At 63.8% G+C, this 14,435-nt stretch carries 15 protein-coding genes; 7 read left to right on the top strand and 8 right to left on the bottom strand.

The window, feature by feature from the left end:
* Window positions 1-114: 114 nt before the first annotated feature.
* From NKI37_RS03310 to NKI37_RS03300, 3 genes are all read right to left on the bottom strand, one after another.
* The gene (locus NKI37_RS03310; RefSeq protein WP_023688043.1) at window positions 115-1,959 is read right to left on the bottom strand and encodes an aminopeptidase P family protein; all 1,845 of its coding nucleotides are present in this window, start codon (window positions 1,957-1,959) and stop codon (window positions 115-117) included.
* Window positions 1,960-2,063: 104 nt separating this feature from the next.
* The gene (locus NKI37_RS03305; RefSeq protein ID WP_352790963.1) at window positions 2,064-2,936 is read right to left on the bottom strand and encodes a 50S ribosomal protein L11 methyltransferase; all 873 of its coding nucleotides are present in this window, start codon (window positions 2,934-2,936) and stop codon (window positions 2,064-2,066) included.
* Between the two features lie 82 nt (window positions 2,937-3,018).
* On the bottom strand, window positions 3,019-3,594 hold the full coding sequence (locus tag NKI37_RS03300) for an SCO family protein (RefSeq protein WP_023682124.1): 576 nt from the start codon (window positions 3,592-3,594) through the stop codon (window positions 3,019-3,021).
* A 181-nt stretch (window positions 3,595-3,775) separates the two neighbouring features.
* Between NKI37_RS03300 and NKI37_RS03295 the strand changes: the two genes are divergently transcribed.
* The 4 genes from NKI37_RS03295 (at window position 3,776) to NKI37_RS03280 (ending at window position 5,838) form a co-directional block, all read left to right on the top strand.
* Window positions 3,776-4,294 carry a CreA family protein gene (locus NKI37_RS03295; protein ID WP_352790961.1) on the top strand — a complete coding sequence of 173 codons (519 nt, stop codon included), beginning with the start codon at window positions 3,776-3,778 and terminating at the stop codon, window positions 4,292-4,294.
* A 91-nt stretch (window positions 4,295-4,385) separates the two neighbouring features.
* Window positions 4,386-5,027 carry a DapH/DapD/GlmU-related protein gene (locus tag NKI37_RS03290; RefSeq protein ID WP_023688044.1) on the top strand — a complete coding sequence of 214 codons (642 nt, stop codon included), beginning with the start codon at window positions 4,386-4,388 and terminating at the stop codon, window positions 5,025-5,027.
* Between the two features lie 150 nt (window positions 5,028-5,177).
* On the top strand, window positions 5,178-5,360 hold the full coding sequence (locus NKI37_RS03285) for a hypothetical protein (RefSeq protein ID WP_023688045.1): 183 nt from the start codon (window positions 5,178-5,180) through the stop codon (window positions 5,358-5,360).
* 46 nt (window positions 5,361-5,406) lie between these two features.
* Window positions 5,407-5,838, top strand: coding sequence for a low affinity iron permease family protein (locus NKI37_RS03280; protein WP_027050613.1), 432 nt, complete (start codon window positions 5,407-5,409; stop codon window positions 5,836-5,838).
* A gap of 26 nt (window positions 5,839-5,864) precedes the next feature.
* Here the strand turns inward: NKI37_RS03280 and NKI37_RS03275 are convergent, their stop codons facing one another.
* On the bottom strand, window positions 5,865-6,731 hold the full coding sequence (locus tag NKI37_RS03275; RefSeq protein WP_352794366.1) for an SDR family NAD(P)-dependent oxidoreductase: 867 nt from the start codon (window positions 6,729-6,731) through the stop codon (window positions 5,865-5,867).
* A gap of 131 nt (window positions 6,732-6,862) precedes the next feature.
* Between NKI37_RS03275 and NKI37_RS03270 the strand changes: the two genes are divergently transcribed.
* A complete protein-coding gene (locus tag NKI37_RS03270; RefSeq protein WP_352790957.1) occupies window positions 6,863-7,144 on the top strand; it encodes a hypothetical protein in 282 nt (93 codons plus the stop codon).
* Window positions 7,145-7,156: 12 nt separating this feature from the next.
* Here NKI37_RS03270 and NKI37_RS03265 read toward each other — a convergent pair whose 3' ends face one another.
* Window positions 7,157-7,732 (bottom strand): TMEM175 family protein, encoded by a 576-nt coding sequence (locus tag NKI37_RS03265; RefSeq protein ID WP_023668299.1) that lies wholly within the window; start codon window positions 7,730-7,732, stop codon window positions 7,157-7,159.
* 153 nt (window positions 7,733-7,885) lie between these two features.
* Here NKI37_RS03265 and NKI37_RS03260 point away from each other — a divergent pair, with 153 nt between their 5' ends.
* Window positions 7,886-9,094 (top strand): MFS transporter, encoded by a 1,209-nt coding sequence (locus NKI37_RS03260; protein ID WP_352790955.1) that lies wholly within the window; start codon window positions 7,886-7,888, stop codon window positions 9,092-9,094.
* Window positions 9,095-9,097: 3 nt separating this feature from the next.
* On the opposite strand, the gene NKI37_RS03255 is transcribed toward NKI37_RS03260, so the two are convergent.
* A complete protein-coding gene (locus NKI37_RS03255; RefSeq protein WP_023817958.1) occupies window positions 9,098-10,567 on the bottom strand; it encodes an MATE family efflux transporter in 1,470 nt (489 codons plus the stop codon).
* Window positions 10,568-10,743: 176 nt separating this feature from the next.
* Between NKI37_RS03255 and NKI37_RS03250 the strand changes: the two genes are divergently transcribed.
* Window positions 10,744-11,538 carry a L,D-transpeptidase gene (locus NKI37_RS03250; protein WP_023705536.1) on the top strand — a complete coding sequence of 265 codons (795 nt, stop codon included), beginning with the start codon at window positions 10,744-10,746 and terminating at the stop codon, window positions 11,536-11,538.
* Between the two features lie 78 nt (window positions 11,539-11,616).
* Here NKI37_RS03250 and NKI37_RS03245 read toward each other — a convergent pair whose 3' ends face one another.
* Together NKI37_RS03245 and NKI37_RS03240 are read right to left on the bottom strand one after the other, a co-directional pair.
* Window positions 11,617-13,092 carry an esterase-like activity of phytase family protein gene (locus NKI37_RS03245; protein WP_352791783.1) on the bottom strand — a complete coding sequence of 492 codons (1,476 nt, stop codon included), beginning with the start codon at window positions 13,090-13,092 and terminating at the stop codon, window positions 11,617-11,619.
* A gap of 161 nt (window positions 13,093-13,253) precedes the next feature.
* Window positions 13,254-14,279, bottom strand: coding sequence for a LacI family DNA-binding transcriptional regulator (locus NKI37_RS03240; RefSeq protein ID WP_023746909.1), 1,026 nt, complete (start codon window positions 14,277-14,279; stop codon window positions 13,254-13,256).
* Window positions 14,280-14,435 lie beyond the last annotated feature (156 nt).

Raw genomic sequence — 14,435 nt, 5'->3', positions numbered from 1 at the left:
GCTCATTGCCCTGCCGGGCGTTCGTCACTCGAAAAGCCAAGCAATTGGCTTTTCGTCCGCTTCGCGGACCGCTCCTCACCTCCCCGTATAGTGACGGGGAGAAAGAAGCTCATTTCAGATCTTGGCATCATGCGGCAGTGGTGCCGTCGCCTTCTCCAGCCAGGCCAGCGTCTCGCCGTCGAGCATCGGGCCGATCTCGGCCAGCACCCAGGCATGGTAAATATCCAGCCAGTGCAACTCCTCGCGCGTCAACAGGTCGGTGCGGATCAGCCTGATATCGATCGGCGCCAGCGTCAGCGTCTCGAAACCGTGCATGGCGATGTCGCCGCCCTCCACCTGTTCAGCCGGTGTCACCAGGATCAGGTTCTCGATGCGGATGCCGTAGGAGCCTTCCTTGTAATAGCCGGGCTCGTTGGACAGCATCATGCCGGCCATCAGCTTTTCGGTGCCGGTGCGGGCGATGCGCTGCGGCCCTTCATGCACGGCCAGATAGGAGCCGACGCCGTGGCCGGTGCCGTGGGCAAAGTCGCAGCCATGCTTCCACAGCGCCATGCGCGCCACCGCGTCGATCTCCGAGCCGCGCGTGCCGGCGGGAAAGCGCAGCGTGGAAATGCCGATCATGCCCTTCAACACCAGCGTGAAGCGCTCGCGCATCTCCTCGGTCGGCTGGCCGATCGGCACGGTGCGGGTGATGTCGGTGGTGCCATCCTGATACTGGGCACCGGAATCGAGCAGGAACAGCTCGCCGTTTGCCAGCTCGCGGTTGGTGGCGCGCGAGACGCGGTAGTGCATGATGGCGCCGTTCGGGCCGCTGCCGGAAATGGTGTCGAAGGAGACGTCGCGCAGCGGCATCTGCGTTTCCTCGCCGGTCTGCCGGCGCACCTCCTCCAGCTTGGTGACAACGGTTATTTCGTCGAGCGTGCCCGGCTTCTGCCGTTCCAGCCAGCACAGCAGTTTCGCCACCGCCGCCCCGTCTCGGCGGTGCGCGGCGCGGCTGCCGGCGATTTCCGCCTGGTTCTTGGTGGCGCGCGGAATGCGGGCGGGATCGGCTGCTGAAACAAATGTGCCGCCATTGTCCTCGACCAGCATTCTCAGCTTTTCCGCCGCCAGTACCGGATCGAGCGCGATCTTGGCGCCGCCCTTGGCAAGGGCTGCGACCGCCGCCTCGAATTCGCCGGGCTCGTACAGATCGGCGAGTTGGGTGAGATAGGCGGCAACCGTGCGCGAAAACTTGCGCTGGTCCATGAACAGCTGGTGCTTGCCATCTGCTGCAAGGATCGCAAAGCCGAGCGCCAGCGGGGTGTGCGGCACGTCGCCGCCACGGATGTTGAAGGCCCAGGCGATCGAGGAGGGGTCGGTGAGCACGGCGTGTGACGCGCCCTCCTTGCCGATTACCGCCGCCAGCCGCGCCAGCTTGTCCTTGGCGAGTTCCCCGGCAAAGCCGATCGGGTGGATTTCGACTGGCGCCACGGGCGGCGCCGGCTGATCCTTCCAGATGATGTCGATCGGGTTCCTGTCGAGCGGCACCAGCGTCGCGCCGGATTGCTCGGCCGAGGTTTTCAGCGCCTTGACCTCAGCGATCGTGTGCAGCCAGGGGTCGAAGCCAAGCCTGGCGCCCTTGCCGAGATTGTCCTTGATCCAGGAGGCCGGCGGGTTGTCGACCAGGCTCTCGTTTGCAAAAATGTCGAGATCGACTTCGTGGCGCACTTGCAAGGTATAGCGGCCATCGACGAACATGAAGGCGCGGTCACGCTGCACAAGTGCTACGCCGGCCGAGCCGCTGAAGCCGGTCAACCATTTCAGCCGCGCCGAGCGATCGGCGACATACTCGCCCTGGTGCTCGTCCGCGCGCGGCACAAGGAAACCGTCGAGGCCATTATCCGCCAGCCATCGCCGTAGCAACGTCACGCGCGGCTTGCCGACGCTGGGGTCGCCTGCGGAATCGAAGGTCTGGAACATGGTATGCCTCCTGTATCGGGCGCGACCGTAGCGCATGACCCGGAAAACCGGAATCGATTTTCGCCAATCGCAACAGGCTCGGATTGTCCAAAGCGCGTTGCGTCTCAGTGCTTGAGGTGGATCGTCACCCAGCCTTCGCGGTGCAAGGTCCTGACATGGCGGAAATTCTGGCCGACATAGGCCGAGATCACCGCATTGCACTGGCGCTCGAGGATGCCGGACAGCACGATCGAGCCGCCGAGGCTGATGTGCCTCGCCATCTCAGGCGCCAGCCGCATCAGCGGCCGCGCCAATATGTTGGCGACGATGAGGTCGAAAGGCGCGCGCTTGCCGAAGATCGGGTGGTGGAAGCCGGGCGCCGTCACCGTTTCGACCAGTGCCTTGACGTGGTTGAGGCCGGCGTTGGCGGCGGCGACCCTGACGGCGATCGGATCGATGTCGGTCGCCAGCACCGGAATATGCGCCAGTTTGGCGACGGCGATCGCCAGCACCGCGCTGCCGGTGCCGAGGTCGAGGGCATTCCTGGGACGTTCGCGGCGCACGACCCGTTCCAGCATTTCGAGGCAGCCGGCAGTGGTCCCGTGATGGCCGGTGCCGAAGGCAAGGCCGGCCTCGATCTCGATGGCGAGTTCGCCGCTGTGGCGCTTCCGGCGGTCATGCGCGCCATGGACGAAGAAACGTCCGGCGCGCACCGGTTTCAGTCCCTCCAGCGAGCGCGCCACCCAGTCGATGTCGGGCAGAACCTCGCGCTCGATCGGCTTCGACAGGGACAGTCCGGCAAGGCTGTCCCTTAGCCGCGCCTCAACCGCGTCGACATTGCCGTCGGTGTAGAGCGAAACCTCGTAGATGTCGCGGTCTTCATCGACTTCGAGCACGGCGATCGGCAGGCCTTCATCCTCGAAAGCTGGCTCGAGCGCGGCAAAGATGCGGTCGGCCTCGATCTTCCCAGCGATGAAGTGGAGCCTGGTCTGACCCATCAGCTGTTCTCTTGCTTGAGCATGATCTCTGGACAACACTTTTCTGTCCGAGAAAACCGGATTCCACATTTCGGGATCATGCCTAGCCTGCCGCCAGCCGCTTCAGCTTGGCGATCGCGGTATCGGCGCTTTCGCCATAGGCTATGGTGCCCGAAAACTCGCCCTTGGCGTTGAGCAGCAGCGCGGAGGCGGTGTGGTCCATCGTGTAATCGCCGTCGCCGGTGTCGACCTTCTTCCAGTAGATGTTGAAGGACTTCGCCATGGCGTGCACCTTGTCGGGATCGCCCGATATGCCGACGATGCGGTCGGAGAAATTGCTGACGTAAGTGTTCATCACCGGCGGCGTGTCGCGCTCTGGATCGACGGTAACGAAGTAGGCGTTGAGGTTCTTGCCGTCGTCGCCCAGCGCCTTCAGCCAGCCGGCCATTTCGAACAAAGTGGTCGGGCAGACTTCCGGGCAATGGGTGAAGCCGAAGAAGACGATGCTGGGTTTTCCCCTGAAGGCGGCTTCGGTGATTGGCGCGCCTTTCTGGTCGACCAGCGTGAATGGCGCACCATACGGCTCGCCACCATAATGGCCGCGATAGAAGTCAAAGGTGAGCCAGCCGATGCCCGCCGCCATCAGAACCAGAATGCCGACCAGAATTGAACGCATCATCAGGAAGTGTCCGTCGCAGAAATCGAGCGCCGGATCGGCGCTCCTGTTGGCGAGCAGTCTTAGCCGGTCGCAGGGAGCAAGGCAAAGATGCCGCGTTGCCGCAACCGGGCTGGACGCTACCTTGCAAACAGCTGGCCCTTATCCCACCTGAGAGCGGCAAACCGAACCTGAGGAGGCTCCCTTGCAAAGACGGACTGGGCAGAGACGGATTGGGCAGAAACTGATCGGCGGCGCGCTGGCCGCATGCATTGCCCTTGGCGCCGGTGCCGCCGCGGCAGAGGAGGTCGGCAAGGTCGGCGTCGATTGGGTCGGCAACGACATCATCGTCGAGGCGATCAAGGACCCCAAGATCGACGGCGTGACCTGCCATGTCTCCTATTTCGACCGCAGCGTCATCGACCGGCTGCACAAGGGCAACTGGTTCGAGAATCCGTCTGATTCCTCGATCTCCTGCCGCCAGACCGGGCCGATCACCATCGGCGACATCGACATGAGCGAGGGCGGCGAAGAGGTGTTCAAGCAAGGCATCAGCCTGATCTGGAAGAAGCAGGTGGTGAACCGCATCTACGACAAGAAGAACGAGACGCTGATCTATCTCTCGCATTCGCGCCAGGTGCAGGACGGCTCGGCGAAAATGTCGGTGACGACCGTGCCGCTGTTCGGCCAGAACGTGGTGTGGACCGGCGGCAAGCCGAAATAGCCGGTCGGAGCCGACGCAAGATCGACCCGCCTGCGGGCCCGACGGCGACGCGACAATTGCTTCCGCAATTGCGCGGGGGTAAATCCGCCAGATGGACCGTACCGAAAACCTCGTCCTGAAAGATCCGGAGCCGCGCATCCATCCGACCGCGGAGCTGAAAGCGTGCAAGCTTGGCCGCTATGCCTCGATCGGCGAACGGGTGGTGCTGCGCGAGGTCAATGTCGGCGATTTCTCCTATTTCGAGCGCCACGCCGAGGCGATCTACACGACGATCGGAAAATTCTGCTCGATCGCCGCCAACAGCCGCATCAATGCCTTGGAGCATCCGATCGAGCGGATCACGCAGCACAAGCTCAGCTACCGGCCGAACGAGTATTTCCGCTGGCTGGGCGTCGACGCGGCGTTCCGCGCGCGGCGGCAGGCCAAGGCGGTCGGCATCGGCAACGATGTCTGGATCGGCCATGGCGCCGTCATCATGCCCGGCATCAGCATCGGGAATGGCGCGATCGTCGGCGCCAATTCGGTGGTGACGCGGAATGTACCGGCCTACACAATCGTCGCCGGCGTACCGGCGAAGCCGTTGCGCATGCGCTTTCCCTCCGAGATCGCGGCGCGGATCGAAAGCCTCGCCTGGTGGGACTGGCCGCCGGAGAAACTCGCCAAAGCGGTTCCCGACATGCAGGCCTTGCCGATTGAGGATTTCCTCGATCGCTGGGAGCAAGAGCATTCCTGAGAGCTCGCCGCGCGTGCGCGGTTTCATCGACTGGCTGGCCGAAATCCTGGCGCCAAAATTCTGAACGGCACGTGTCGGGAAGAGTTCCGCCGGTCTGCGGCAACGCAACGAACCCCTTCCGCCATGCGGGGGTGGCGCAGCGGAAGGGGCTTGGAGACAAATCCGCGTGAAGCGGAACGAACAGGTTTTGGCCTGCATGGCGACTATGGCAACAAACCGATAAGGCGGCTTTTCACGGCGCTGCGCCTTTGGCGTGCATTCAATTGCATCAAGGATGCCATCTGCGACAGGGAACCGGAAGCGGCTGCCGGTTGTTTATTGTTGGAGCGATGAATGCGGCCTTGGTCAGTTTATCGCGCTTGAGCCGTCGAGGATGTGAATGATCGAAAAGCTGTTTACCAGAATCGCCAACACCGTTTCGCACTTGGCGGGCCTGCCGCCGACTTTCATCGCCTGCTGCGCCATCGTTATCGTCTGGGCGGTAAGCGGGCCATTCTTCGGCTTTTCCGATACGTGGCAGCTCGTCATCAACACGGGAACGACGATCATCACCTTTCTGATGGTGTTCCTGATCCAGAACACCCAGAACCGCGACGGCGCCGCGGTTCAGGCCAAGCTCGACGAACTGATCCGCGTCAGCGAGGGCCACAATCATTTCATCGGCATCGAGCACCTGACCGAATCCGAGGTCGAGGAGATCAGAGACAAATGCGAGCGGGCGGCAAAACGCCATGACCACGAGCTCGCCGAACTCGCGGCCAAGAAGGCCGTCGCGCAAAAGCGCACCGCGAAAAAACGCGCGGCCGCCTGACTCTCGGCTTTGCCTGAGTTCGACGATCAGTTTCCCATAAAGGCCGCGAAAGCGTCCTTATGGTCGGGGTGCCAGCGCGAGAGAGCAGGCCGGTTCTCGATGATGTCGCCGATCGCCCAGGCCATGCGCTTTTCATCGGTCGGCCGCATCACCTCATTGTCGGGGCACAGGATGTAGAAGTCCCCACGCGCCAGCGAAGCCAGCATGAAGTCGACCACCTGCTCGCCGGTCCAGGCGCCAGCGGGTTTTTCGACCGCTCCTTCGGTGAGGCCGGTGAAGGTGAAGCCGGGAATGAGAAGATGCGCCGCGACCTTCGCGCCCGGCTCGTTGCGCAATGCGTGCGCCAGCCCTTCGGTGAACGTCTTCAATGCCGATTTGGAGACGTTGTAGGCGAGATTGCCGGGTGGCGTGGTGATGCCTTGCTTGGAGCCGGTGTTGATGATCAGGCCAGGCTCTCCGGAGGCCAGCATGGCCGGAGCGAAGGCATCGACGCCATGTACGACACCCCAGAAATTGATGTCGATCAGCCGCTTCCAGGCGTCGCCGTTCTCCCACGGTTTTCCCGGATTGTTGCCGACGCCGGCATTGTTCATCAGCAGCGATACGGCGCCGAAAGCGGCATGCGTCTTTTCCGCCAGCCGGCCGAGTTCGTCGGCCTTCGACACGTCGGTGGCGACGGCAAGCGCGGCATTCTCGCCGGTGATCGCGGCGACTGCCTGGCGGGCCGCATCGAGGCGCGCGCCGCCAATGTCGGCCAGCACCAGTCTCATGCCCATAGCCGCCAGCCTTTTGGCGGCGGCAAGCCCGATGCCGCTGGCGCCCCCGGTGACGACGGCGACGTTGCCTCGGCTGAGGGCGGGCAAAGCGGATTGGATTTCGGCGTCGGAGGTCATGATCTTTTTCCTAGGGTTCGGGTGGCGCCGAACTTAGCGCGGGACGCGCATCGTGCAAGGCCGTCCCGCGTGTTCGGGTTGACCGCATCAACGGCGGCCGTGCATGCTGCGGCCGAACAGGAGACTGCCGATTGACCGACTGGGTTGCGATCCTGAAGGAGCAGGCCGCCACCGGCGACCAGATGGGCCGCGAGGTGCCGCAGATGCTTGCCAATCCGGACATAAGCGAAGCGCAGGTGAAGACCTTGTTTTCGGCACTCGAAAAACAGGCCGAGTTCGTCGAGAAATTGCGCATGGCGCTGGAAAAATTCGGCCATGATTTTTCGATCATCAAGGCGGCCGAGCGGCTGGAGGAGCGCTATGCCGACCTTGCGGCGTCGGTTGCCGAAAAGCTGAAGGCGATGCGCAAGTAGAGACGTCCTACGCTACTTTTCCAGCACCCGCGAAAAACGCGTGTCCGGCACGAACCAGACGGCGGCCACCAGCACGAAGATCGCAACGCCGATCCATTGGTTGACGAAGGCAAGCGGGACGGCTGCGGCGTAGAGGGCCACCGAGATCTTGCCCTTGCGGTCATTGCCCAGCGCCTTGGCGAAGGCGGTGTCGTTGCCGTGCAAATGGTGCAGCTTGGTGGCGAGAAAGGTGTAGGCGACCGCGCACAGCACCAGGTCGATGCCATAGACCGCGACGGGGACGGGCGCGAAATGGTTCTCGCCCATGAAGGCCGTCGTTGCCGGCATCAGCGACAACCAGAACAGAAGGTTGAGGTTGGCCCACAGCACGCGGCCGTCGACCCTTTGGACGGTGTGGAACATGTTGTGCAGATTGTTCCAGTAGATGCCGACATTGATGAACGACAAGACATAGCTGAAAAAGATCGGCCACAGCGGCAGAAGCGCTGAAAAATCCTGGCCATGCGGCACTTTCAGCTCCAGCACCATGATGGTGATGATGATGGCGACCACCCCATCGGTGAATGCTTCGACTCTACCTTTTCCCATGGATTCTCCCTCTCGATGGAAAGACGTTAAGCGAGGACTTCGGGCAAGACCATCCTGACAAGGTTGTCAGGATGAAGTTCGGCGCGTGGAACGGCCATCCTTACATGGACGTTGGGGCGCAATTGGGCGTTGGGCGATTGGCCGGAGGTTGCCATGACCAGCTATGCCGAGACCACGACGCGCGACAACGGACTCGATGGCCGGCCCGCGATGGCCGCGGTTGCCGCCATGATCGCCGCGCTGTTCGCCGGCAGCACGGTGCTGACGCCGCTTTACGTCATCTACAAGCAGGCCTTCGGTTTCTCGCAGATCACGCTGACGCTGGTCTACGCCGTCTATGTCGTCGGCAATCTCGGCGCATTGCTGATGTTCGGGCGCTTGTCCGACGGCATTGGCCGCCGTCCTGCGGCGCTGGCGTCGATGGCCATAGCGGTGGTCAGCGCGGTGGTGTTCCTGCTGGCCGAGAATGTAGCATGGCTCGATGTCGCCCGCATATTGAGCGGCCTTGGCATCGGCGTCGGCGCGGGAACCGGCACGGCCTGGCTTGCCGAATTGATCGAAGGTAAGGACAAATCGCGCGCGGCAATCATCGCCACCAGCACCAACTTCGTTGGCCTTGGCCTCGGCGCGCTGGCATCGGGCCTGCTCGCCGAATATGCGCCCTGGCCGTTGAGACTAACGTTTGCGGTCTATCTTGCCTTGCTGGTGGTGGTGACGCTGCTGATCTGGCGTACCCGCGAAACCGTGTCCCGGCCGGGCAGGCTGACCGACGTTTCGTTGCGGCCACGGCTATCGGTGCCGAGCGATATCCGCGCTGCCTTCGTGGCGCCGGCGGTCACCGGTTTCGGCGCCATGGCGCTGGTCGGCTTCTATGCAGCCCTGGCGCCGAGCATCCTGGCGCAGCAGCTGCATGTGGCCAACCATGCCGAGGCCGGCGCGCTGTTCTTCGAACTGTCGATCGTTGCGGCCGCGACCATTCTGGCCACGACCCGACTGTCCAGTCGCGCCGGCATGCTGGCCGCGCCGGCGCTGATGATCCCTGCGGTGGGGCTGGTGGTTGCGGCGCAGTTTTTCGCCTCGATGTCGCTGATGATTGCCGCCACCGCTCTGTGCGGCGTGGCGGCTGCGCTCGGCTATCGCGGCGGCCTGCAGGTGGTGAACCAGATCGCACCTGCCGAGCGTCGCGCCGAATTGGTGTCGGCATTCTTCATCTGCTGCTTCTGCGGCAATGCGCTGCCGGTGATCGGCATTGGGCTGCTGTCGAGTTGGGCCACTCCGACGACGGCAAGCCTGGCCTTCGCCGGCATGATCACGCTGTTCTCGGTCGTAGCGTTGGGGTTCGGCGTCAAATATGCACGCTGAGCCTCACCCGTTTGGCGTCCCGGCCATGTTTGCCCGTCCGCGCGGGATGCCGAGGCCTGTGTCCGGCGGCTCGCCGGCGGCAGGCCGATCCTCGATCATGTGCATGGTGCGCCAGCGGCCGAAGCGGTAGTAGGCGGCGGCCAGCACCAGCGAGGTGATCGATCCCGCCGGAAAGCTCCACCACAGCGCCTCCTCGCCGATCACGCCGCGCATGAAATAGGCAAAGCCGGTGCGCACGACCAGCACCGAGATCACCAGAATGATCAGCGGCGGCATCACGGCACCGGTGGCGCGCACGGTGGCGAACAGCACGATGGTGACGCCGAACAGGATGAACGACCAGGACGCCACCTTGTTGATGTGGGCTGCAATGTCGATTGCGGTGCTGTCGCGGCTAAGGAACAGGCCGAGCACCGGCCTGTCGAAGAGGAACAGCAGCGCCACCAGGGCGCCGGTGAGCACCAGGTTGAAGCCGACGCCGGACGCCGCGATGCGACCGATGCGGTCCCAGCGCCCGGCGCCGACATTCTGGGCCGCCATCGACGAGACTGCGGCTCCGATCGCCAGTGCAGGCATCTGGATATAGGTCCACAGCTGCGCTGCGATGCCGTAGGCGGCGGCGACCTGCGAGCCGTAGGAGTTGACGATGCCCATGACGGTCAGCGCCGCCGCCGAAATGACGATCATCTGCAGGCCCATCGGCACGCCCTTGAAGACGACGATCCTGAGCAGCGCCGGATCCGGCCGCAGCAGAGCGAGGTTGGCGCCGGCGAGCCGCAGCGGATGCTTTCTGGCATAAAGCACGACGAGGATGGCGATCACGCTCACTGTCTGGCCGATCAGCGTCGAGGTGGCGGAGCCGGCGATGCCGAGCTCGGGGAAGGGGCCGATGCCGCGAATGAGCAGCGGATTGAGGATGATGTCGAGCACGACGGCGAGCGCCATGAAGAAGAATGGCGTGCGCGAATCACCCGCACCGCGCAGCACCGTCATGACGAAGGACAGAAGATTCATCATCGGCACGGCGACGAAGATGATACGCAGATAGGAGCGCGCCAGCGGCAGCGCATCGGGCGGGGTGCCCAGTGTGTTGAGGATGGCGTCGACCCAGATCCAGCCGCAGACGGCGAAGATAGCCGAGACGAGGAAGAAGAAGCTGGCGCTGGTGCCGACGATGCGCCGCGCCTCGGGCAGGTCGCGGGCGCCGACCGATTGCGCCACCAGGATGGTCGCGGCCATGCCGATCCCGAACACGGTGCCGAGAATCAGGAACAGCACCAGATTGGCGTTTGAGGTCGCCGTCAGCGCCGATTCACCGAGGAAGCGGCCGACCCAGACGGCGTTGATCGAACCGTTGAGCGACTGCAGCACATTGGAACCGAGCACCGGAAGCGCGAACAACAGCAGCGTGCGAGGGATTGGGCCGCTGGTGAGATCGCCGGTGCGCCGGCGCGGTGGTATTTTTTCGTCCATGGGCTGTTCGGCGAAGGTTCATCTCAAAGTCCGCCCGGCAATGATCGCCGATTTAACGGACAAGGTCGATGCGGCATCGGAACATCAAGCTTAACGCGGCTGAGGCGATCAGGTTCTCAAAGCTTGCGTAATGGGCTATGGGTCATCGCCGCGAGGGGCCGCAAACCGGGGGGATCATGTCCGACAATCCATTATTTTCCGAGCGCCTGAATAGGCGCGCGTTTCTGGGAGCATCCGCTTTGGGTGCCGCTGCCATGGCACTTTCGGCCTGCACAACCACTGATGTGGCAGTACCGCCGACGCCGGCGCCGGCACCCGCACCCGAGCCCGCTTTCGGCGATGCCGCCACCATGTATTCGGCGCGCGTCGATGAGGGCTTTTCATTGCCGGCAATCCCCGTGGCCAAGCTCGATCCGAAGTTCGTGCGCCAGATCGTGGACGATCCGACCGGCGAAAAACCCGGCACGATCGTCGTCGATACATCCGAGCATTTTCTCTATCTGGTGCGCGACGGCGGCAAGGCAATGCGCTATGGCGTCAGCCTCGGCAAGGCCGGGTTTGGCTGGACCGGCAGCGCCGTGATCCAGGCGCGCAAGAAATGGCCGGTGTGGACGCCGCCGCCGGAAATGATCCAGCGCCGGCCGGAACTGGCGAAATATAAGGACGGCATGCCGCCGGGACCGCAGAGCCCGCTCGGCGCGCGTGCGCTCTATCTGTTCCGCGACGGCAAGGACACGATGTACCGGCTGCACGGCACGCCGGAATGGGATTCCATCGGCAAGAACGCGTCGTCGGGCTGCGTGCGCTTCATGAACCAGGACATCATCGACCTCTACAGCCGGGTCAACGGCGTAGCCCAGGTCTATGTGCGCCCGAACCTGTCGGCCGCGGGCAAGATCATGGCTGTGTCGAGCCGGACCGCCGAGCCGATCGATGCCGGCGTGCCAAGGGATGCGGAGATTTTGAAATAGGTGCCTTCACGGCATCGCTGATCGCCGACAGACGGTTAGAGGCGGACGCGCCGGGCGCGTCCGCCTTTCCGTATACGGCTACTTGTTGGCGAGGCCCGGAAGCGTGACCTGATAGACCAGGAACATGGTGTCGACATCGGCGCCGTCGTCGGCCTTGTAGGGCGCGCCGACCTGAAAACCGTCTTGGGTGAGAAAATCGTTATCGTTGCCGACGAACAGGAAATAGTCGTCGGGCAGCGCCGGATCGAGCAGGCTGACCACAGACATTGCTTCCCACTTCTCCGAGAGATTGTTCTTGTCGTTCGGCTTGCCGTCATGCAGACCGAAACGGCCGAGTTCCTTGTTGTCGTTGATGTCGATGAACGGCGTCAGCTTGGCCGGCGTCACCGAGGGGTCGAGCACGCCCTTGGGCGCCAGCGGCTTGTCGGCGGCATCGAAGGCGCCGCCGGCAATGTCGGTGGCGCCAGAGACGTCGACGACGAAAATCTGGCGCAGCAGCGAAGTATCGCCCTTCACCCCCTGGCCGTTTCCGCTGTCGCGCGCCAGCATCAGGAAGGTCTTGTCGGACAGCGCCACGATTTCGCTCTGCGCGGCGACCTTGGTCTTGTCCTTGGCGTCCTTGAACACCGGCAGCGGCACGGCATATTCATGCACCAGCTTGAGATGGGCCGGGTCGGAGGCGTCGTAGACCAGCGCGCGGGTGTTCTGGCGCGTCGCGGGCGAATCGCCGCCATCCTGGCGGGGCGCCGACTGCAGCACAGCGATCAGCGACTTGCCGTCCGGCGTCAGCGCCATGCCTTCGAGGCCTTGATTGTTCTGGCGGCCGGTTTCGGGATCCTTCGGATCGGGTTCGGCTGCACCGGGGCCCGGATTGTCGGAGGCGAAGTTCGGCGCGCCCTTGCGCATCGGCACCAAAGCGGCGGGCGGCTGCGTTGCCGACAACAGATGGCCGTCGGCCGAGAAGCGGTAGATGTTGGGGCCGTATTCGTCAGAGATGAACATGGTGCCGTCGGGCAGCCGCGCGATCGCCTCATTGTCGAGCGCCAGCTTGCCATTGGCCTCGGGCAGGATCGGCAGGTCGCCATTGGCCGCGCGCACGCCGTTGAGCGGATCGAGGCCGGTGGCGTCAGCGCCCTTGTCGTCGGTGAGGAGCAGGGAATCGGCAAGCGTCGCCTTGACGCCTGTCTGTTCCTGGCCGGAGGTGGGCGTGGCGCCTAGTGCTACCGGCGTGAACTCGATGCGAATAGTGTTGAGGCGCGGCCGGTAATCGGTGGTGCCGACGACATTGTAGCCACGGTCCGGCAGCAACCAGAGCGAGCCCTTGTAGCCGTCCGCGCCACGGGTCCAGCTTGCGGCGTCGATCGACATGCCGGAGCCGGAGCCGAAGGTCTCGCCGAACTTGTCCTTCTGATCGGCCGGGATGCGGCCGACGCCGACCAGGCCCTTGTTGACGAAGCCACCAACGGTGGCTGTGCTGTCGGCAAGGGCAGGGGTCAGGGCGGTAAACAGCGCCAGCGCGGCGCCGAGCGACACGGTTCGGTGCGAGATTTTCATGGAGATCCTCTTTGTGACAAGCCTTGAGCGGCGCAAAGGGGCCACCGCATCGCATCGACGATGTCGCCCTCTCGCAAAGCGGTCTAGGACGCGAACATGATACTTGCGTGACAGAGCGGGCCTCTTCCTTCTCCCTTGTGGGAGAAGGGAGAGACGCACTATCAATCGCTGTCGCGGGCGATCAGCTCCAGCGGCCAGACTTCGCGGATGATGCGCGGACCTTCCGGGCCGGCAAAGGCGGGAAGCGAGGCCAGCAACATTTCGGCCAGCCGCCGGCCCATCGGCTCCAGCGACGGACGGAAGGCGGTCAGCGCCGGCGAGAAATAACGGCAGAGCGGCGTGTCGACGATGACGATCACCGCGATGTCGTGGCCGGGCCTGATGCCCATCTCGGCCAGTGCTTTGCAGCCGCCGAGCGCCATTGCGTCATTGTTGAAGATGATGGCTGTGGGCCGGTCCTTGGAGAGCATCACGCGCGGCGTCACCTGGTAGCCTCCGGCCTCGTTGATGAAGCCGTCGGCGATCAGGCCGGGGTCGACTTCGATACCATGCCGCTTCAGCGCCTTGCGGTAGCCGTCGAGGAACAGGTAGCCGAAGTTGAGATCAAGCGAAGGGCGGATGGCGGCAATGCGGCGGTGGCCGCGCGCGACCAGCCGGTCGACGGCTTCATCACCCGCCCTCTCGAAATCGATATCGAGCGAAGGATAGGTGTCGTCGCCGGATTGACTTCGGCCAAGCGTGGCGAAGGGAAAGCCGGCCTTGCTGAGATAGTCGATCCGATCGTCTTCCCGCCGTGTGTTGGCCAACACGACCGCGTCGGCCCGGCGCGTCTCAACCACTCGGCGCAGCCTGTCCTGCTGATATTGACCGGGCTCACCCATGACGACCATCAGATCCAGGCCATACTCGGCAAGCCGGCCTTGCAGACCGATCAGGAACGGGATGAAGAACGGTTCGCCATATTGCTGGTCCCCCGGATGCGGTTGCAGCATGAAGGCGATCGAATGGGTGGCGCCTTGCCGCAGGCTGCGGCCGGACTGGTTGGGCGAATAGTTCAGCTGCTTGGCGGCGGCGAGCACGCGCTGGCGGGTGTCGGCATTGACGTCGGCGCGGCCGTTCAGCGCCCGCGACACGGTGCCGATCGAAATGTTCAGGTGACGCGCGAGGTCATGGATGCTGGACGCCAAGGACTTCTCTCCCCCGACCCTTGGCTAGCACCGGCTGCCGCTCAGGCCAAGGCTTCGGGATGATTTTCGCGGACAGCCGATTGACATTCTAGGCCATCGGGTGTGTTCTCGTAAACGTTTACGGAAAAACGTTTACGGTGGTGCCGTCAATGCCGT

Source organism: Mesorhizobium sp. M0626 (assembly GCF_040320665.1).
Taxonomy (GTDB): domain Bacteria; phylum Pseudomonadota; class Alphaproteobacteria; order Rhizobiales; family Rhizobiaceae; genus Mesorhizobium.
Note: the sequence above shows the minus strand (reverse complement) of the source record. Positions and strands in the feature narration are given on the sequence as shown.